Raw genomic sequence first — 18,913 nt, 5'->3', positions numbered from 1 at the left:
AAGTTCCCTTTAATAAGTTACCACCATTATAGTAACTTATTAAAGATTAAGAGTCAAAAGATAATTTTAATTCTTTCGTTATTTTTCCCTTCAAAATGTTATATTGCTTTTCATTTGTATCTGCAAATGCTTCTTCCCGATTTGACTTTTCATCCATATAATTCAATTTCCCATTGAATTGAGTCTCTGTAAAATCAAATCTCTGCCCATCTATAAAGTTATAAAAGTGCCATACCTCTCTTACTTTTGTCTTTTTAATTTCTCCTCCGTATATGTCTTGAACGACAAGAGCTGTAACACCACATTGTCCCTTTGCTGGGTTTTCAATTGTCCACTTTGAACTCGTTTCAATCGACCACGATTTTATTAGTGCTTCATATATTCTTTTTTCCTTTACATCATCCATTCTAATCTTCCCCTACTATTAATAGTTTTACACATCATATTTCAAAAGAGGCAGTACACGACCCTTAAAGACAGTTGATGGTGTCTCTCCTATTAACTGTGCTCCCATTTTCAAGTAATATCCTTTTGCATTCGGATCACTATCAATTGTAAAACTTTTTAATCCTAGTTCATTGGCTTTTTCTATTACATACTCCCAAAGTATTTTCCCGTAACCTTTTCCTTTGTAATGAGGATGAATGTACAAGAAATCGAGAGCTTTATCATTACGTAAAAATGAGAAAAAACCAATCTTCGCATTATCGTTTACTAAAACATATACAAAATTATTTTTTATGTACTCTTCCGTAATTGTTAAATCTTCCTTACAAGCAAGTATGAATTCTTCACTATAATTCCACGTTGCTTTTGAATGCAGTGCGAGTTCACTTAATTCATTTGCTTCACTTAATAATGCTTCTCTTATCTTCATGATTCTTTTTCCTCACTTTCAATATGTACACTACTAAATTGATTCGGAAAGCACTTCAAAAAAACCTTTAATTTCCATAAAATAGAAATTGATTTTATAAATCTTTATTATAATCAGTACGATTTTCAACAATTTTTTTAAAGAAAAAGAACGCCATCCCTAAAAGTTGGCGTTCTCTTTTTCTAAAATTTAATCTTCAAGCTCACTCATTCGTTTTACTATTTCGTACGATACAAACCTATACAGTTTCTACTACCGCTTCAAGCATTGTTCCATTTTTAGCATAGTTCGTATGCCAAGAAAAAGCTTTTTCTAAAATATGAGGAGTTTGTCCACCTCTTATTTTTGCTTCTTCGTAATAAGCTCGTAGCTGTTCACGATACATTGGATGTGCGCAATTCTCAATAATAAGTTCCACTCTTTCTCTTGGCGCAAGTCCCCTTAAGTCGGCATATCCCTGTTCAGTGACGATAACATCTACATCATGTTCAGTATGGTCTACATGAGAAACGAAAGGAACGATACTTGAAATGTTACCACCTTTCGCAATCGATTTAGTAACAAAGATAGCTAGGCGAGCATTTCTTGCAAAATCACCAGACCCACCAATACCATTCATCATTTTTGTACCTAAAACGTGAGTAGAGTTAACATTTCCGTATATATCTAATTCTAATGCAGTATTAATTGAGATTAATCCAAGGCGACGAATAATTTCAGGATGATTGGAAATCTCTTGTGGACGCATCATTAATTTGTCACGATATTTTTCAAAGTTAGAAAATACTTGTTGCATTTTCTCTTCAGAAAGCGTGATAGAACAACAAGAAGCAAAATTGACTTTTCCAGCATCCATAAGATCAAAAACTGCATCTTGTAAAACCTCGGAATATACTTCTAAATCTTCAAATTCTGAATCTAACATTCCATGCAATACGGCGTTAGCCACTGAACCAATTCCTGATTGTAACGGCGCTAAACGATTTGTTAATCGGCCTACTTTGACTTCTTCTCGAAGGAATTCTATTAAATGCTGTGCCATAATAACAGTTTCTTCATCCGGAGGAACAATTGTCGATGGCGAATCCAATTGATTCGTAAACACAATTCCCTTTACTTTTTCAGGATCAATTGGAATACCGATTGTTCCAATTCGGTCATCTGTTTTCACAAGCGGAATTGGAAGCCTCTCCCCTTGTTTACCTGGTTCATATAGATCATGTAGCCCCTCTAATTGCGCGGATTGAGCCATATTCATTTCAATAATAATAGACTTAGCATTTAAGGAAAACGCTAAGGAATTTCCAATTGAAGTGGTTGGAATAATCATTCCGTCCTCTGTAATCGCAACCGCTTCCAAAATAGCGAAATCTATATCCAGAACGTCAGCACGGAGTAACTCTGCTGTATGAGACAAGTGTTGATCCACAAATAAAAAGTCTCCGTTATTAATTCCTTTTCGCATAGTAGCGTCAGCTTGGAAAGGTAATCTTTTCCCTAAAATTCCTGCCTCAGCAAATAATTTGTCTACATCCGATCCTAAAGAAGCCCCAGTATAAACATTTACTTTAAAAGATTCATCATTCTTAACTCGGTTTACAAGCGCAAATGGGACTGCTTTTACATCACCTGCACGTGTAAACCCACTTAAGCCTAAAGTCATTCCACTTTGAATCCAGGAAGCTGCTTCTTCAGGTGTAACTACCCGATCTTTTAGACGTTGATCTCTGATTCTATCTAAATTGTTCTCCATATGTAATCCCTCTCTCATTGAATATTCATAATTATTTTACACATTAACACTATCAAAATAGGGATTTTAGTATACAATGCCGAAAATTCAGACAGAACAGCAAATCTAGGTTCTAAAGCAGAAAAATTTAGAATCCTAGAAGTTTACGGAAATAACTAGCGTATGATTGACTAACTGGTACTCTCTCACCATTATCCATCGAAAGTACAAAAGTAGAATGGGTATCAGGATAAATCGCTTTAATATGATTAACATTTACAATAAACGAACGGTGACATCTAATAAATGAATCTTTCGGAAGCAAGTATTCGAATTCTTGCAGAGAGTATTTATGTGTTCCTGATAACTCTTCTGAATTCACATACGTCTTTTTATCTTTAGCCTCTAAATACATAACCTTTGAAAAAGGAACCGGAATCCAGCCGTCTGTTGTTTTTAAAGTAACAACTGACTTTCCATCCGTTAAAGCTGGATAAATTGCCGTCACGCACCCTTCAAGCTTTCCATTGTTTGAAAATGGTACAGCCATTCCATGATAAGGAATACCAAAAACATCCCGATTCATAAACTCAGATGTTTTTTGATTCATCACCATCGCTTTATGAGCAATCGTTCCTTCCTTTATAGGATCCCCGACACTAATCTTTAAATCAATTCGTTTACTTGGCCGATAGTAAATATATTCTTTCGTATTCGAAACAGCAATTGAAATTTCATCTGAAAATAGTTCCCCAACAACATCTAGTAATAAACCTAACGTTCTATCTTCCATTCTATTAACACCTCATTCACTATTATACTACTATTATGAACGAGCATCTGTTGCTTTATAAAAAGTTTAATTTTAAATTACTTTTAAAATTAGTTTTATTCACTATTACTTCGTTACTACAAAAAACCTCACTTCAGAAAAGTGAGGTTTCCTCTCATACAATATTTTTTTATTTTTTATTAAGTAAAGTGAATTTAAGAATTTATTGCCCCTATTTCTGTATAATAAATAATCCCAAACTACAAACAGTTTGGGATTATCTTTCTCATTTATTATGCGCATCTAACCACGAAATTAAATCTTTAAATACTTCATCCTTATTTACTTCATGAAACATTTCATGTCTACCATTTTCATATAAACGTAGTGTCACGTCTTTCACACCACATTTTTTATAGTTTTCATATACTTCTTTTACACCTTTCCCCATATCGCCAACAGGATCACGATCACCAGAGAATATATGTATTGGAAGATTCTTTGGCGTCTTCTTGTATTCTTCTAGTTTATTTACTTCTAATACACCAGAAAATAATTCTCGGTAAAAACTCGTCGTACAAATGAAACCACATAACGGATCCGCAATATATTTATCAACTTGATTATTATCTGAAGATAACCAATCAAATTTTGTACGATTTGGCTTAAAGTTCGAATTGAAGTTTCCGAAAGATAAAAAGTTTAACATTGGACTTTTCGTTTTTGCCCCACGCAATTTCATTTCGATTGTTGCTACTTTATGACCAATAGCTCCTAAAAGCCCTGGATTTCCACCTGTTCCTGAAATCAGAAATCCATCATATAATTCGCCTCTAAGTTGTACAGCACGTCTTGATAAAAAAGAACCCATACTATGTCCAAGTAAAAACAAAGGACTTGACTGCTCTTCTTTTATCTTTTCTGAAACAAAGATAACATCCGATACAACTTGATTCCAGCCTATATTTGGTTCAAAATGACCATAATCTTCTTCTTTTTTTACTGTTTTCCCATGTCCTTTATGATCATGCGCATAAACACCATACCCTGCTTCCAATAAAGCATCTACAAATTCTGTATACACCCCTGCATGCTCTGTCATGCCATGTGCAATTTGAATAATTCCTCTCGGATCTCCTTCTGGTAACCACTTACGCAAATAAATTTCCGATCCATCCAATGCCGTAACGAAACTTTCCTGTACATTCATTTCGTCAGCCCCCAACTCTATTATGTATAGCTTTAAGAAAATGAATATCCATTCACTTTTCTTATTTTATATTATATGTAATTGCTTTCATTATGACAAATGATGTATTTTTCAGACTTGCTTTTAAACTAATTTCTTGACGAATTCAAAATAAAATTATATAGTTACTTACATAAAGTAACTATATAATTTTTAGGAGGTTCCTACTATTATGATGCCATCATTATTTCTAGCACATGGTTCGCCTATGCTCGCTATTCAAGATACAGACTATACACGATTTTTAAAAACACTTGGAGAAACATATAAACCGAAAGCAATTGTTATTTTCACTGCTCATTGGGAAAGTGAAGTATTAACGATTTCCTCATCAGATAACGAGTATGAAACAATTTATGATTTTGGAGGTTTTCCCCCTGAGTTATACGAAATCAAATATCGTGCGAAAGGCTCTTCTCATATTGCATCTATTTTAGAAACAAAATTTAAGAACAAAGGTATTTCAGTCCATCATAATATGACGAGAGGTTTAGATCATGGTTCATGGACACTCCTGCACCGCATGTATCCAGAAGCAAATATTCCTGTCGTGCAAATATCAGTCAATCCATTCCTTTCTGCAAAAGAACAATTTGAAATTGGAGAAGCACTTAAAGGACTCGGACAAGAAGATATTTTAGTAATCGGGAGTGGCGTTACCGTTCATAATTTACGAGCACTGAAATGGAATCAAACTACACCTGAAAAATGGGCAATTGAATTTGATGATTGGATTATTAAACATATGCAGAATAACGATAAAGATGCATTGTTTAATTGGGAGAAAAATGCTCCTCATGCACAATTAGCAGTACCAAGAGCAGAACATTTTGTTCCTTTATTTATCGCTATGGGAAGTGGTGAAAATAGCGGTGAAGTCATTCACCGTAGTTACGAGCTTGGTACATTAAGTTATCTTTGTGTTCGATTTTAAAGAAAAGGATGAAGCACATGCTGCTTCATCCTTTTTCTTTTTCATTCACTTAGTTAACTAACTTCCAAATGTCGGTTCTCTGATACCTCTTCGTTCTTATTATGAAAATAAACCCAAATACACGCAATAAATAATAGTGAAGATGTAGAGAGGAAAACATATTGGAAACCTGCATGCGCTGCAATTTGTCCCCCGAGCACTGGACCAATCATATTTCCTAAAAACTGAAATGATTGATTATATCCAAATATTCGTCCCGTAACATGGGTTGGTGTATGTTGTTTTAGTAGAGTTTGTACGGAAGGTAATAATCCTGCTTGTGCGATACCTAATAAAAATCGAAGAATTAATAGTTGCCAAGCTGACGTTACAAATGCTTGCGGGATAAAAATAATTCCTGCAGCAAATAACGCTACAACTAACGTTTTTTGAGGACCGATATGATCTGATAATCTTCCTAGTCTTGGTGCTGCCAAAATAACTGCTAATCCTGTCGCTGACATAACTGCACCCGCAATTGTTTCAATATGTGCAGTATGAGGACCTACTAAATTTTTCACGTACAATGTAACAATTGGTTGAACTGACATATTAGCAAGTTGAATAATAAATGTTGTTACAAATAAACTAATAATTAAATGCTTCGCTGGGACCATCGTCCATACTTTTTTCGGCTGTGTTTTTTTTGCTTGAGCAGAGTGATTTTCTTCATGCAGGAAGAAAAAAACGATGAGAAAGGAAAGGAATAAAAAAGCTCCCGTAACAAGAAAGACATGACGCATTCCAATTAACTCAGACAAATAACCGCCAAGTAACGGGCCAAGTAACGAACCGCTCACACCACCAGTTGAAATTGTGGAAATCGCCCAACCTGAATGTTCTTTCGGAGTTTCTGCTGCAATAAATGTCATCGCTGTTGAAAGGAAACCAGATACTGCTCCCATTAAAAATCTTAGTGCGACTAGTTGATACACATCCGTTACAAACCCCATAAGCGTCATAATAATCGCCATACCGAGGCTAGCACGAATAAGCATCAATTTCCGTCCATGTATATCACCAAGCTTTCCCCATATTGGCGATACGATCGCACCCATTAAAAATGTTACACCAAATGCAAGTCCCGACCACTGTGCAATGCTTGAAGTGCCAGTTACTCCTAATTCCTCAATATAAAAAGATAAGAAAGGAATTACTAAACTCATACCGGCTGCAGTGGTAAAACAACCTAGCCAACAAATCATTAAATTCCGTTTCCAGCTGGCCATTTTCACACCTTCTTTCTTTAGATACCCATTCTACACCCTTTCTTGTAAAAAGTTTAGTAATTTGCTTTATATGCAAGATTTACTACAAAACCCGCTATTTTCTAGTAAAAAACACTACATCTCTACATCATTTTCATAATAAAACCAACTCCTCTATATGAAGTTGGTTACTTATTATCTATCGGTATTAAACGAGCATTACAATTTCTCTCGTAAAACTCAATGGGACCTGCTTGTCCAATAATCGCATATTCATATCCATCTTGCTTCATATTATATAAACAATGATGCAATAATTCTTTTCCTACACCTTTCACACGATTTTGTTTCGCTATGTCCATTGGACCAAACAAGCCTTTCTTTCCTCTCACTACATCGTAACAGGCGAAACCAACTATTACTTCCTCCTGCTGTGCAATATAGATAGGTAACTTTTCGTTATATGTCCGAAATCCATAATCAACCGACTGTAACCACCGTTCACCAAATTCATCCACTACAAATCGTGATAACTTATCAAAATCAGAAGGACTAACTCTTCTTACATGACAAAATAATGTATTATAAATAGATTTAAAACTATTTAAATCAACCGCTAAGTCTCTCGGTGCAGCTGTAATACGTAATATATCTTCTTGCATTTGTGTATGTATAAATCCACCAATATTTGTATCTACATGAAATAATGCATACATAACATGTCCTTCATTTACTACTACTTGCTGAAAGCGTTCCATACGTTTCTTCGCTATTTGTAAAATTTCTATCGCCTTATAAGATAGTTTATATTGCCCTATTTTTTTATACTCTTGATTATGTAAATCGAATTGTTTTCGTAACGAAAGTTTTTCTAAAAAATCTGGACCGACTTTGTGAAACAAATACATAAATAACTCAGCGCAAACTCCTGTACCTTCTTTACACATACCTATAAACAGATGGACTGGGTGAATTATGTTATACTCACTCTCTTTTGCTGCAATCTCCAATATTTTATGCACACGTTTTGTAAATTGAAATTCCTCCATATGTGTTTCCATCCTCTACTAATTTACTAACAAACCGTAACCATAAATAATTGAAACAATTACACCCACTACCAATATACCTGGAAGTAAATTTGCCACCTTGATTTTAATAATACTAAGCAAGTTCAATCCAATAGCAGATATCATAATACCGCCCGTAGCCGTCATCTCCACTATAAATTGGTTCATTAATTCTTTCGGGACAAAACTATTAATTTGTGTTGCAAAAACTGCAATACCACCTTCATATAAAACAACTGGAATTGCCGAAAATACTACGCCAATTCCTAGAGTTGTCGTTAATATAATAGAAATAAATCCATCGATAATCGCCTTTGTAAATAAAATATCATGATTTCCGCGAATCCCACTGTCAAGTGCACCAAGTATCCCCATCGCGCCAATTGCAAAAATTAAAGTAGCTGTTACAAAACCTTCTGATATGCTACCTTTCCCTTTCGATCCAACTTTATTTTCTAGCCAATCCCCTAAATGTTTTAACTTTTCTTCTAATTGTAACCATTCTCCAATTACCGTACCAATCACTAAACTCAGTATGACAACAAGAAAGTTTTCACTTTTTAATGCCATTTGAAGCCCAAGCACAGTAACCGCTAAACCGATTGCGTGCATTATCGTCCCTTTCATACTTTCTGGAATCCTACTAAATAATTTACCAAGTAAAGTACCAAATATAATACAAATTCCATTTACAACTGCTCCTAATATAACCATTTCTCATTCTTCACCCTTCGAATTCTTTATTTCTATATTTTGGTTTATACATTGATTTACAGGTTATCTATATGTTAACTTAATATTGAGAATATTAACAAATGTTTTCCACTACATAACCCGCTATTTTTTGTAACTTTAATTACCTTTAATAGATTCAGTGTTAATTTAATTGCGGGATAATATTAAAAGGGAAGGTATATATGAAAACTTTACTAAAACGATTTTTGTTAATAGCCTTTTTCATTACACCGATTGTTTTATTAATCAATTACTCTTTTATTTCAAAAGCAAAAGACAAACCCGATTTGCAAAACAAATCTAGTAAAACCGCTTCAAAAAGCGAAAAGAAAATAGAAGACCAAGAAATCACACTCACCTTCTCTGGTGATACAATGTTTGATTGGCAATTACGTCCTATAATCGAAAAGAATGGGGCTGATTACCCATTCCAACATGTAAAAGAAGAAATAAAAAAAGCTGATATTTCTTTTGTGAATTTAGAGTCGGCATTTACAACGAAAGAAAAGAAAGCACCTGGGCAACTGTTTTGGATTAAAAGTGATCCATCTACACTACAAGCTATTAAAAACACTGGATATGACATCGTAAATATTGGGAATAACCACACACTTGATTATGGGCAAGATGGATTATTAGATACGATTTCTCACGTAGAAAAATTAAAGTTCCCTTACATTGGAGCCGGAAAAAATGCGAAAGATGCATATACAGCACGAGAAATGACCGTAAAAGGGAAAAAGTTTAAATTTCTTTCCTTCGTTCGATTTATGCCTGATTCTAATTGGGTAGCTGGTGAGAATAAACCTGGCGTTGCGAATGGCTATGATTTAAATCTTGTAACAAAAACAATTAAAGAACAAAAGAAAGATGCAGACTATTTAATCGTCTATATGCATTGGGGCGTTGAAAAATCAAATCGTCCGGTAGAATACCAAAAGCAATATGTACCTAAAATGGTTGAAGCAGGAGCTAACGCAATTGTCGGGAGCCATCCACATTGGTTACAAGGGTTTGAGTATTATAATAAAGTTCCTATCGCTTACTCATTAGGTAACTTTTTATTCCCGAGTTATGTGAATGGGAAAAGCGCTGAAACTGGCGTATTAACTTTAACTTTTAAAGGAAAGGATGTCCAAATGTCATTCAATCCTTATATCATTCGCAACAACCAAGTTTCCCCTGTAAATGAAGGAGAAAAGAAAAAAGCTCTTCAATATTTACAAACAATTTCAACTGATGTAGAAATTGATGATACAGGGAAAATAAAAAACAAACGAAACTAGACAGCTCAAGATCTATTTCTCTGTAATATACTTTACAGAATAGGTGATAAACATGCTGAAAGAGTTATTAGAAAATATAAACCTCTTAGAAAACATCTATAAAATGTCTATAGCAATCCTGCTTTTATGTTCCTTTTATTCTGTGAGACTATTTAAAAAAATAAAGCGAGAGAGAAATCTTACTCCTTTTGAATTTACAATGTATGTAATCATTCGTATTGCGATACTCTTTTGGTTAGCTAGCTTTATTCTTCTTGAATTTAATGAGTACCTAGTTTAACTATAAAAAAGATAGAACAAGCACTATATTCCCTCGCTTGTATCTATCTTTTTTATTTACATTCTAACTCTTTCCTTCTATTAAATAAGCAAATCAAACAAAACAGGGTTTTTATTAAGTTCCATAAATTGAATATTATTTTCTTTAAAGCGAGTAATTAATTGCTCATAATCTTCTTTATGTTTTAATTCTACGCCGACTAATGCTGGACCATTTTCTTTATTATGTTTCTTAATATACTCAAAGCGCGTAATGTCATCTTCTGGTCCTAATCCTTTATCAAGAAATTCTCTTAGCGCACCTGAACGCTGCGGAAATTCAATGATAAAGTAATGTTTCAGTCCTTCATAAATGAGCGAACGCTCTTTCATTTCTTGCATTCTATCAATATCATTATTTCCACCACTTAGCGTACATACAACTGTTTTACCTTTTATTTCATCTCTATATAAATCAAGCGCTGCAATAGAGAGTGCACCAGCCGGTTCAGCTACAATCGCATTTTTCTTATACAGTTCTAAAATCGTCGTACAAACTTTCCCCTCTGGTACTAAAATAATATCGTCAATTACATCTTTACAAGTTTCAAATGTTAACTTTCCTACTTTTTTAACAGCTGCCCCATCAACAAAGCTATCTATTTTCTCCAATGCTACATTTTCATTTTGAAGAAAAGCCTCTTTCATAGATGCAGCTCCCATTGGCTCTACACCAATAACCTTTGTAGTAGGACTAACACCTTTTACATATGTACCAACTCCTGATGCTAATCCACCACCGCCAATTGCTGTAAAGATATAATCAACCGGTTTCTCCATATCATGCATAATTTCAACTGCCACTGTCCCTTGACCAGCAACTACATACGGATCATCAAACGGATGAACAAATGTCATTCTATTTTCTTCACAATAACACTGTGCTTCTTGGAAAGAGCTATCGAATGTATCACCAACTAATACAATCTCTGCGAAATCACCACCGAAAAATTGTACTTGTGATACTTTTTGTTTCGGTGTTGTTGTGGGCATAAATATTTTTGACGGAATCTTCAATAAATTACACGTGTAAGCAACTCCTTGCGCATGATTACCAGCACTTGCACAAACAACACCGTTTTGTAACTTTTCTTTCGGTAAACTTTGAATCAAATTGTATGCACCACGAATTTTGAAAGAGCGAATTAATTGTAAGTCTTCTCGTTTTACATAAACGTCACAATCATATTTCTCAGATAAAACTGTATCACGTTGTAACGGTGTTTTAATAACGATATCTTTCATGCAATTATGGGCCATTAAGATATCTTCAATTTTCACTCTCTCCTTTACCTTTTGCACCATTATATATCATCCTTATCTCTTTTAAATTGGCTCAATCAAAATGTGGGATTTTCAGAACAGCCCCTGTATTCGCCGATGTTACCATTTGTGCATAACGTCCAAGCCAGCCAGTTTTCACTTTTGGTTCTGGTCGTTTCCATTCTTTTTTACGCTTTTCTAATTCCTCATCACTCACCCTTACTTCTAGCAAGCGTTCTTCAACATCAATACATACAATATCCCCTTGTTCAAGAAGTGCAATCATCCCGCCCGCTGCTGCTTCTGGTGAAATATGTCCTACTGAAATTCCACGTGAAGCTCCAGAAAAACGTCCATCTGTTAATAATGCAACCTCAGCACCTAATCCCATTCCAGCAATTGCTGATGTTGGGGCTAACATTTCTGGCATACCAGGGCCACCTCTTGGTCCTTCATAACGAATGACAACTACATCTCCTTTTTTCACTTTCCCAAGCATAATGCCCGCAAGTGCCTCATCTTGTGAATTAAAAATAACGCAAGGCCCTTCAAAACGCTTTACCTCTGTTGCACCGCTTTTAATAACCGCTCCATCTTTAGCAAGATTTCCTTTTAATATACGTAAGCCCCCCTCTTCACTATGAGGGTTTTCGAGAGAGTGAATAACCTCCTTATCTTTAATCTCTGCCTCAGCGATATTTTCTCTTAATGTTTGCCCAGTAGCAGTTATTCGATCAAGATGAAGTACTCCTTCTTTCCGGCTCATCTCTTTCAAAATTGCACTAATCCCACCCGCACGATCAATATCTTCCATATGCCAATTTGAGGCTGGACTTACTTTACATAAATGAGGTACACGTCTTGAAACTGCATCAATACGGTTCATATCATAATCTAGTCCTGCCTCTTGTGCGAGTGCTAGCGTATGTAATACTGTATTCGTTGATCCACCCATCGCCATATCAAGTGCAAAAGCATCGTCAATTGCTTCTTCTGTTACAATATCACGCGGCTTAATATCTCTTTCAATTAAAATTTTCAATTTCTCTGCTGCTTGTTTAATTAACTCTTCACGTCTTGGATCAATTGCTAAAATACTCCCGTTACCAGGAAGAGCTAAACCTAATACTTCACATAAACAATTCATAGAGTTCGCGGTAAACATACCCGAACAAGAGCCACAAGATGGACAGCCATGATCTTCAATATCTTTTAATTCTTCTTCTGAAATTTTCCCAGATTGATAAGCTCCTACCCCTTCAAAAACAGAGCTTAAATCAACAACTTCTCCTTTTGACGTTTTTCCAGCCGCCATCGGGCCGCCTGAAACAAACACAGTCGGAATATTAATACGTAGTGCAGCCATCATCATACCTGGTGTAATTTTGTCACAGTTTGGGATACAAATCATGCCGTCAAACCAGTGTGCATTTACAACCGTTTCTACTGAATCTGCAATAATTTCACGACTCGGAAGAGAATAACGCATACCGATATGTCCCATCGCAATACCATCGTCAACTCCAATTGTATTGAATTCGAATGGTACCATACCTGCCGCGCGAACTGCCTCTTTTACAAGTTTCCCAAACTCGTTCAAGTGTTTATGCCCTGGAATAATTTCAATAAAAGAATTACAAATCGCTATGAAAGGTTTATCAAAATCTTCATCTTTCAAACCAGTTGCTTTTAATAAACTACGGTGCGGTGCTTTATCAAAACCTTTTTTAATCATGTCACTTCTCATCTTGTCAAATCCCCTCTTACATATTTTTCATTTATACTCTCTTACTCTATTTCTTTACTAATTCTTTCGGTGCATGAATCCAGCTCATCATTTCACGAAGCTCTGCTCCCACTTTTTCTAATTGATGATTTTGTTCTGCTTTTTTCATTGCGTTATACGTCGGACGCCCTGCTTGATTTTCTAAAATCCATTTCTTCGCAAATTCACCTTGCTGAATTTCTGTCAGAACACGCTTCATTTCCTTCTTCGTTTCATCTGTAACAATTCTCGATCCTGTTACATAATCTCCAAACTCTGCCGTATCTGAAATAGAATGGCGCATAGTCGTTAATCCACCTTCGTACATTAAGTCAACAATTAGCTTTAATTCATGCAAACATTCAAAGTATGCAATTTCAGGACGATATCCACCTTCCGTTAACGTTTCGAACCCGGCCTTCACAAGTGCAGTTACCCCGCCGCAAAGTACAGCTTGCTCACCGAATAAATCCGTTTCGGTTTCTTCTTGGAATGTCGTTTCAATTACCCCCGCACGTGTACACCCTACACCTTTTGCATACGCCAGTGCTACATGTAGCGCTGTTCCCGTCGCATCTTGATGCACTGCGACTAATGCTGGAACACCATTTCCTTCTTGAAATACACGGCGAACGAGATGACCTGGACTTTTTGGCGCGACCATCGCTACATCTACGTAACTTGGCGGATTAATTTGTCCGAAGTGAATGTTAAATCCATGTGAGAAAAGTAACATTTGTCCTTCACGAAGATTCTCTTCTACCTCTGCTTTATACACATGAGCTTGCTGTTCATCTGGCAATAACATTTGTACAACTTGTGCGGTTCGAACCGCTTCTGAAACAGACATTACTTCAAATCCATCCGCTTTCGCTACTTCATACGACTTACCAGGACGAACACCAACTACAACCTCTACACCAGAATCACGTAAATTTTGTGCTTGCGCATGACCTTGTGATCCATAACCAACTACTGCAACAGTTTTTCCTTGTAATAACTCTACATTTGCATCTTTTTCATAATATGTTTTCATATTCCATACACTCCTTATAATTTATTTACTTGCAGAACATCAATTAATTTTTTCAACTGACTAACAAGTAATGTCGCTTCATTTTCAGTACAAACTGCTGTGAGTTTCATTTCAGAAACACCACTAGTATCTCTTTCTTTTAAATGTAAAGAAGAAATATAATAACCACGCCGAGCAAAAATCCCACTTATACGTAATAAGACGCTTGGCTCGTTATGAATAACGAGTGAAAAAGTATGACTCATTCTTCCCACCTCTTCATAATCATTTCGTTATTCCCTTTGTTTGGCGGAACCATCGGAAATACGTTTTCACCTTCTTCTACACAAAAATCAACTACGACAGGACCTTCATAAGCAAATGCTTCTAACATCACTTGTTTTGCCTCGGTTGAATTTGTTGCTCTTAATCCCTTTACTCCATAAGCTTCTGCTACTTTCACAAAATCTGGTGATCCAATTTTTGATTCTGATAAACGATTTTCATAAAACATTTCTTGCCATTGCCTTACCATCCCTAAAAATTTGTTATTTATGATAAATACTTTTACAGGGATGTTATTTTCAGCAATTGTTTGTAGTTCTTGAATGTTCATTTGAAAAGAAGCGTCACCTGCAATACAAATGACAAGTTCTTCTTTTTTAGCTAGCTGAGCACCAATTGCTGCTGGAAAACCAAACCCCATCGTTCCTAATCCTCCAGAGGTAAGGAACGTCCGAGGTTTTCTTGCTTTATAGAAGTGAGCAGCCCACATTTGATGCTGACCTACTTCTGTTGTGACAATCGCTTCACCATTCGTTAATTCACTTACTAAGTTGATCACATGCTGTGGTTTTAACTCAGATTCTTTTTGCTTATAAGAAAGTGGATATTCTTCTTTCCATGTCTTTACTTTCTGAAGCCATTCGTCTGTTTGTGTATAAATAGACATATGTAACAGCATGTGTAACGCTTTTTTTACATCACCAACAATCGGATGTTCTACAGTTACATTTTTATGAAACTCAGAAGAATCAATATCAATATGTACTTTTTTCGAGTTTGGAGAAAAAAGTTCTAATTTTCCTGTTACACGATCATCGAAGCGAACACCTAATGCAAGTAGTAAATCACATTCTGTTACCGCCATATTAGCAGCGTATGTCCCATGCATACCAAGCATCCCTAGAAACAATGAATCATCCGGTGGATATGCACCAATTCCCATTAAAGTTGAAACGACTGGAATACGGTTCTCCCTTGCGAATTCGAAGAGTTCATCGGATCCACCTGAATGAATGACACCTCCTCCAATATAAAGAAGTGGACGCTTAGATTTTGAAATTGCTTTAGCCACCTCTCTAAGTTTCATGCTGTCTGGTACAAATTCTGGTTTATACCCCGGAATATCAACTTCTTCATTAAAGAAACTGGTGACTTTTGCATTTTGAACATCTTTTGGAATATCAATTAATACTGGTCCCGGGCGCCCGCTTTTGGCGATGTAAAAAGCTTCTTGCACAATTCGTGATACATGATTCACATCACGAACCTGGTAATTATGCTTCGTAACAGGTACTGTAATTCCGACAACATCCGCTTCTTGAAATCCATCTTTACCAATTAAAGGCGTTGCAACTTGCCCGGTAATGACAACTAAAGGAATCGAATCCATATAAGCGTCTGCTAAGCCCGTAACTAAATTTGTCGCCCCTGGGCCAGAGGTAGCAAAGACTACCCCGACCTTTCCAGAAGCCCTCGCATATCCTTCAGCCGCATGAATGGCAGCTTGCTCATGACGAGTTAAAACATGTTTCAAACCACTTTCGTATAACGCATCGTATACTGGTAAAATCGCTCCGCCTGGATAGCCGAAAACGGTCGTTACACCCAATTTCTTCAAACATTGAATCACGTGCCCAGCGCCTGTCATTTCTTCATACTGTAACTTCTCATACGCTGTATACTGCTGCTTCATTTCCATTAACTCCTCTCCTTATTTATGCTAAGCTTTCCGTCAGCCTGGGAACACGTACTCCTCTTTCTCTCGTTAATTTTTTAAATTCCACGGTCAATTGTTTCGTTACACTTCCTGGTTTCCCATCTCCAATTTCTCTGGAATCAACTTTTACAACTGGAATTAACTCCGCTGCTGTTCCTGTTAAAAATACTTCATCCGCTACATATACATCATGGCGAGTGAACGGTCTTTCCTCACACGGAATACTCAGTCGCTCACATAGCTCGATAACACTATTTCTCGTAATACCTTCTAATGCTCCTAAATAGGATGGCGGGGTTAATACTTTTCCATCTTTCACAACGAAAACATTATCACCAGAACCTTCACAAACATATCCTTGTTGATTTAACATAAGAGCCTCTAACACTCCTGCTTGTGCTGCTTCAATTTTTACAAGTACGTTATTTAAATAATTCATTGACTTAATACGTGGATCTAACGCATCTGGCGTATTACGTCTTGATGCAACAGATACAACGCTTAGCCCATTATCATAAAATTCTTGTGGGAATAACTTTAATTGTTCTGCAATGATAATTACGCTCGGCTTCACACAACTTCTCGGATCGAGCCCTAAGTCACCTTTTCCTCTTGAGACAATTAAGCGAATGTAAGCATCAGTATATTCGTTTTTTTGGAGTGTATGTAAAACTGCTTCTTCCATTTCTTCTACCGTCATTGGAATTGTTAGTAAAATAGATTTCGCTGATTCATACAATCGTTTCACATGTTCTTTTAAACAAAATACATTTCCTCCGTAACTACGAATCCCTTCAAATACACCGTCTCCGTATAAAAAACCGTGATCATATACTGAAACAACTGCCTTTTCTTTTTCTACAAATTCCCCATTCATGTAAATGTACTGGTTTCCCATCTCACATCGCTCCTCTTTTTTTCTCTATTTTTTGCAATCTATTTCTACATCGATTGCTGAGATGAGTATTTTTAACAGAATATTCAGTATATAAACCTTAAAAATATACTCGTCTCAACAATCGATTACTTACATACTTGTAGCAATCCATTGCTGAGACGAGGGAATCGTGGTACCACTCAGCTTCCTTATACTTCTCACGAAATATAAGCTCTGCAAGTCCAATTAGACTTTTGTTTTTCTATCGGGAACAACCCCGCTACTTTTTACTAGTTTTCAAAAGTAGTGCTCCAAGGTGATTTTCAATGAGTGAATTGTTACCACCCTCACAGCCTCGGGGCAGCTCTCTGAAACAATCTTTATCATTTACTCTCCTCTTCTACGCATTCTCTTCTTCTATTTTTAAAAATAAAAACTCTCGCCTCAGCAATCAACTACTACAATTTAGTAGCTTTGATTGCTGAGGCGAGAGTTTCGCGTTACCACTCAGCTTCCTTATACTTCTCACGAAATATAAGCTTTGTAGGTCCAATCAGACCTCCGTCCTTTTACCGGAGACGATGCCGCCGCCCTCTACTCAGTTTCCCTTTCGCAAGCGATGCTCCGAGGTGATCTTCAATGATTCGATTGTTACTACCCTCACAGCCTTGGAGTAGCTCTCTGAAACGATCATAATCATCTACTTTCCTCTTCTTTGCATATACAACATATAAAGTTAGAAAATTCTTAATTAACTTTTATTTGTTACACGTATTATAGGACGTTGTTCTTTTCGTTGTCAATATGTTTTTTTCAAAAAAATCAAAATTCATTCTATTTATTTTTTCTCAAATCAAAATTGGAATGCATTACTTACATACACTCATATATTACTTAAGTATGTTTGCATTACTACATAAAGAAAAACTTATAAAGTTTATGAGGAGATGAGGAAACTATGTTAAAAGGGAAAGTAGCGTTAGTTACAGGAGCAAGCCGAGGAATTGGACGAGCGATCGCTAAACGTTTAGCAAATGACGGTGCATTGGTTGCTGTTCATTACGGTAGTCGAAAAGATGACGCTGAAGAAACTGTTCATGAAATTCGATCAGATGGTGGCCAAGCTTTTTCTATCGGCGCAAATCTAGAATCCTTACACGGTGTAGAAAACCTTTATAACGCTTTAGATACTGAATTACAAAAGCGCACTGGTGAAACACAATTTGATATTTTAATAAACAATGCTGGCATTGGTCCTGGTGCTTTTATTGAAGAAACGACTGAACAGTTTTTTGATAGAATGGTTTCAGTAAATGCAAAAGCTCCATTCTTTATCATTCAACTAGCACTACCACGTTTACGTGACAATAGCCGAATTATTAATATTTCATCCGCTGCCACCCGCATTTCTTTACCTGATTTTGTTGCATATAGTATGACGAAAGGCGCTATTAATACAATGACTTTTACGCTAGCAAAACAGCTTGGAGCACGAGGAATAACGGTGAATGCAATACTTCCAGGATTTATTAAAACAGATATGAATGCAGAACTCTTGAGCGACCCGATGATGAAGCAGTACGCTACTACTATTTCCGCTTTCAATCGCTTAGGTGAAGTAGAAGACATTGCCGATACTGCTGCATTCCTTGCTTCTCCAGACAGCCGCTGGGTTACTGGACAATTAATTGATGTGAGCGGAGGATCTTGTTTGTAAAAAACATATATTTTCAAATCTTTTTTATTGCGCAATAAAACAATTTATATAATA

Annotated in this window: 18 protein-coding genes and 1 other annotated feature; of the genes, 4 read left to right on the top strand and 14 right to left on the bottom strand. The window is 36.1% G+C overall.

Going from position 1 to position 18,913, the window contains the following annotated elements; translation table 11 throughout:
* Positions 1–46: 46 nt before the first annotated feature.
* The 5 genes from ACX9TM_RS09710 to ACX9TM_RS09690 all read right to left on the bottom strand — a co-directional run bounded on the left by ACX9TM_RS09710 (position 47) and on the right by ACX9TM_RS09690 (position 4,591).
* Entirely contained in the window at positions 47–406 is a 360-nt protein-coding gene (locus tag ACX9TM_RS09710) for a YunG family protein (RefSeq protein WP_000342907.1), read from the bottom strand.
* Positions 407–433: 27 nt separating this feature from the next.
* Positions 434–877, bottom strand: coding sequence for a GNAT family N-acetyltransferase (locus ACX9TM_RS09705; RefSeq protein WP_000701899.1), 444 nt, complete (start codon positions 875–877; stop codon positions 434–436).
* A gap of 238 nt (positions 878–1,115) precedes the next feature.
* Positions 1,116–2,630 (bottom strand): succinyl-CoA:acetate CoA-transferase ScpC, encoded by a 1,515-nt coding sequence (gene scpC / locus ACX9TM_RS09700; protein WP_000429812.1) that lies wholly within the window; start codon positions 2,628–2,630, stop codon positions 1,116–1,118.
* A gap of 127 nt (positions 2,631–2,757) precedes the next feature.
* Positions 2,758–3,402: a LytTR family DNA-binding domain-containing protein gene (locus ACX9TM_RS09695; RefSeq protein WP_000390211.1), complete on the bottom strand. Its 645-nt coding sequence runs from the start codon at positions 3,400–3,402 to the stop codon at positions 2,758–2,760.
* Positions 3,403–3,667: 265 nt separating this feature from the next.
* Positions 3,668–4,591, bottom strand: a complete 924-nt coding sequence (locus ACX9TM_RS09690) for an alpha/beta hydrolase (RefSeq protein ID WP_001102581.1) — start codon at positions 4,589–4,591, stop codon at positions 3,668–3,670.
* A gap of 211 nt (positions 4,592–4,802) precedes the next feature.
* On the opposite strand from ACX9TM_RS09690, the gene ACX9TM_RS09685 reads away from it, so the two are divergent.
* A complete protein-coding gene (locus tag ACX9TM_RS09685) occupies positions 4,803–5,564 on the top strand; it encodes a DODA-type extradiol aromatic ring-opening family dioxygenase (protein WP_000982900.1) in 762 nt (253 codons plus the stop codon).
* A 53-nt stretch (positions 5,565–5,617) separates the two neighbouring features.
* On the opposite strand, the gene ACX9TM_RS09680 is transcribed toward ACX9TM_RS09685, so the two are convergent.
* The 3 genes from ACX9TM_RS09680 to ACX9TM_RS09670 all read right to left on the bottom strand — a co-directional run bounded on the left by ACX9TM_RS09680 (position 5,618) and on the right by ACX9TM_RS09670 (position 8,595).
* Positions 5,618–6,832 carry a multidrug efflux MFS transporter gene (locus ACX9TM_RS09680; protein ID WP_000179304.1) on the bottom strand — a complete coding sequence of 405 codons (1,215 nt, stop codon included), beginning with the start codon at positions 6,830–6,832 and terminating at the stop codon, positions 5,618–5,620.
* Between the two features lie 167 nt (positions 6,833–6,999).
* Complete coding sequence (locus ACX9TM_RS09675; protein WP_065382241.1) at positions 7,000–7,860, bottom strand: GNAT family N-acetyltransferase; 861 nt, start codon at positions 7,858–7,860, stop codon at positions 7,000–7,002.
* Positions 7,861–7,878: 18 nt separating this feature from the next.
* Positions 7,879–8,595 carry a DUF554 domain-containing protein gene (locus ACX9TM_RS09670; protein WP_000236030.1) on the bottom strand — a complete coding sequence of 239 codons (717 nt, stop codon included), beginning with the start codon at positions 8,593–8,595 and terminating at the stop codon, positions 7,879–7,881.
* A gap of 203 nt (positions 8,596–8,798) precedes the next feature.
* On the opposite strand from ACX9TM_RS09670, the gene ACX9TM_RS09665 reads away from it, so the two are divergent.
* Positions 8,799–9,902, top strand: coding sequence for a CapA family protein (locus ACX9TM_RS09665; protein WP_000854536.1), 1,104 nt, complete (start codon positions 8,799–8,801; stop codon positions 9,900–9,902).
* A 52-nt stretch (positions 9,903–9,954) separates the two neighbouring features.
* The gene (locus ACX9TM_RS09660; protein ID WP_000910604.1) at positions 9,955–10,182 is read left to right on the top strand and encodes a hypothetical protein; all 228 of its coding nucleotides are present in this window, start codon (positions 9,955–9,957) and stop codon (positions 10,180–10,182) included.
* An 80-nt stretch (positions 10,183–10,262) separates the two neighbouring features.
* On the opposite strand, the gene ilvA is transcribed toward ACX9TM_RS09660, so the two are convergent.
* Genes ilvA through ilvE form a run of 6 tightly spaced genes read right to left on the bottom strand, consistent with a single transcriptional unit; the run spans position 10,263 to position 17,163 of the window.
* Positions 10,263–11,525 (bottom strand): threonine ammonia-lyase IlvA, encoded by a 1,263-nt coding sequence (ilvA, locus tag ACX9TM_RS09655; protein ID WP_000250327.1) that lies wholly within the window; start codon positions 11,523–11,525, stop codon positions 10,263–10,265.
* 31 nt (positions 11,526–11,556) lie between these two features.
* Positions 11,557–13,230 carry a dihydroxy-acid dehydratase gene (gene ilvD / locus ACX9TM_RS09650; protein ID WP_001255814.1) on the bottom strand — a complete coding sequence of 558 codons (1,674 nt, stop codon included), beginning with the start codon at positions 13,228–13,230 and terminating at the stop codon, positions 11,557–11,559.
* 46 nt (positions 13,231–13,276) lie between these two features.
* Positions 13,277–14,284 (bottom strand): ketol-acid reductoisomerase, encoded by a 1,008-nt coding sequence (ilvC, locus tag ACX9TM_RS09645; protein ID WP_000861143.1) that lies wholly within the window; start codon positions 14,282–14,284, stop codon positions 13,277–13,279.
* A gap of 14 nt (positions 14,285–14,298) precedes the next feature.
* Positions 14,299–14,529: an ACT domain-containing protein gene (locus ACX9TM_RS09640; RefSeq protein ID WP_000019909.1), complete on the bottom strand. Its 231-nt coding sequence runs from the start codon at positions 14,527–14,529 to the stop codon at positions 14,299–14,301.
* Positions 14,526–16,241: an acetolactate synthase large subunit gene (ilvB, locus tag ACX9TM_RS09635; RefSeq protein WP_139256947.1), complete on the bottom strand. Its 1,716-nt coding sequence runs from the start codon at positions 16,239–16,241 to the stop codon at positions 14,526–14,528. Before ilvB ends, ACX9TM_RS09640 begins: the two co-directional genes overlap by 4 nt.
* A 22-nt stretch (positions 16,242–16,263) precedes the next feature.
* The gene (gene ilvE, locus ACX9TM_RS09630; RefSeq protein WP_065382208.1) at positions 16,264–17,163 is read right to left on the bottom strand and encodes a branched-chain-amino-acid transaminase; all 900 of its coding nucleotides are present in this window, start codon (positions 17,161–17,163) and stop codon (positions 16,264–16,266) included.
* A gap of 151 nt (positions 17,164–17,314) precedes the next feature.
* Positions 17,315–17,554, bottom strand: a binding site (T-box leader).
* Positions 17,555–18,100: 546 nt separating this feature from the next.
* Between ilvE and ACX9TM_RS09625 the strand changes: the two genes are divergently transcribed.
* Positions 18,101–18,859, top strand: coding sequence for an SDR family oxidoreductase (locus ACX9TM_RS09625; protein ID WP_000911822.1), 759 nt, complete (start codon positions 18,101–18,103; stop codon positions 18,857–18,859).
* Positions 18,860–18,913 lie beyond the last annotated feature (54 nt).

The organism is Bacillus sp. LH1 (assembly GCF_057924895.1).
This window is presented reverse-complemented; position numbering and strand designations above follow the sequence as displayed.

What these genes read in the sequence shown, in the direction of transcription:
- ACX9TM_RS09710 (WP_000342907.1), bottom strand. Translation starts at nt 406, where the DNA reads ATGGATGATGTAAAGGAAAAAAGAATATATGAAGCACTAATAAAATCG.
- ACX9TM_RS09705 (WP_000701899.1), bottom strand. Translation starts at nt 877, where the DNA reads ATGAAGATAAGAGAAGCATTATTAAGTGAAGCAAATGAATTAAGTGAA.
- scpC (WP_000429812.1), bottom strand. Translation starts at nt 2,630, where the DNA reads ATGGAGAACAATTTAGATAGAATCAGAGATCAACGTCTAAAAGATCGG.
- ACX9TM_RS09695 (WP_000390211.1), bottom strand. Translation starts at nt 3,402, where the DNA reads ATGGAAGATAGAACGTTAGGTTTATTACTAGATGTTGTTGGGGAACTA.
- ACX9TM_RS09690 (WP_001102581.1), bottom strand. Translation starts at nt 4,591, where the DNA reads ATGAATGTACAGGAAAGTTTCGTTACGGCATTGGATGGATCGGAAATT.
- ACX9TM_RS09685 (WP_000982900.1), top strand. Translation starts at nt 4,803, where the DNA reads ATGATGCCATCATTATTTCTAGCACATGGTTCGCCTATGCTCGCTATT.
- ACX9TM_RS09680 (WP_000179304.1), bottom strand. Translation starts at nt 6,832, where the DNA reads ATGGCCAGCTGGAAACGGAATTTAATGATTTGTTGGCTAGGTTGTTTT.
- ACX9TM_RS09675 (WP_065382241.1), bottom strand. Translation starts at nt 7,860, where the DNA reads ATGGAGGAATTTCAATTTACAAAACGTGTGCATAAAATATTGGAGATT.
- ACX9TM_RS09670 (WP_000236030.1), bottom strand. Translation starts at nt 8,595, where the DNA reads ATGGTTATATTAGGAGCAGTTGTAAATGGAATTTGTATTATATTTGGT.
- ACX9TM_RS09665 (WP_000854536.1), top strand. Translation starts at nt 8,799, where the DNA reads ATGAAAACTTTACTAAAACGATTTTTGTTAATAGCCTTTTTCATTACA.
- ACX9TM_RS09660 (WP_000910604.1), top strand. Translation starts at nt 9,955, where the DNA reads ATGCTGAAAGAGTTATTAGAAAATATAAACCTCTTAGAAAACATCTAT.
- ilvA (WP_000250327.1), bottom strand. Translation starts at nt 11,525, where the DNA reads ATGGTGCAAAAGGTAAAGGAGAGAGTGAAAATTGAAGATATCTTAATG.
- ilvD (WP_001255814.1), bottom strand. Translation starts at nt 13,230, where the DNA reads ATGAGAAGTGACATGATTAAAAAAGGTTTTGATAAAGCACCGCACCGT.
- ilvC (WP_000861143.1), bottom strand. Translation starts at nt 14,284, where the DNA reads ATGAAAACATATTATGAAAAAGATGCAAATGTAGAGTTATTACAAGGA.
- ACX9TM_RS09640 (WP_000019909.1), bottom strand. Translation starts at nt 14,529, where the DNA reads ATGAGTCATACTTTTTCACTCGTTATTCATAACGAGCCAAGCGTCTTA.
- ilvB (WP_139256947.1), bottom strand. Translation starts at nt 16,241, where the DNA reads ATGAAGCAGCAGTATACAGCGTATGAGAAGTTACAGTATGAAGAAATG.
- ilvE (WP_065382208.1), bottom strand. Translation starts at nt 17,163, where the DNA reads ATGGGAAACCAGTACATTTACATGAATGGGGAATTTGTAGAAAAAGAA.
- ACX9TM_RS09625 (WP_000911822.1), top strand. Translation starts at nt 18,101, where the DNA reads ATGTTAAAAGGGAAAGTAGCGTTAGTTACAGGAGCAAGCCGAGGAATT.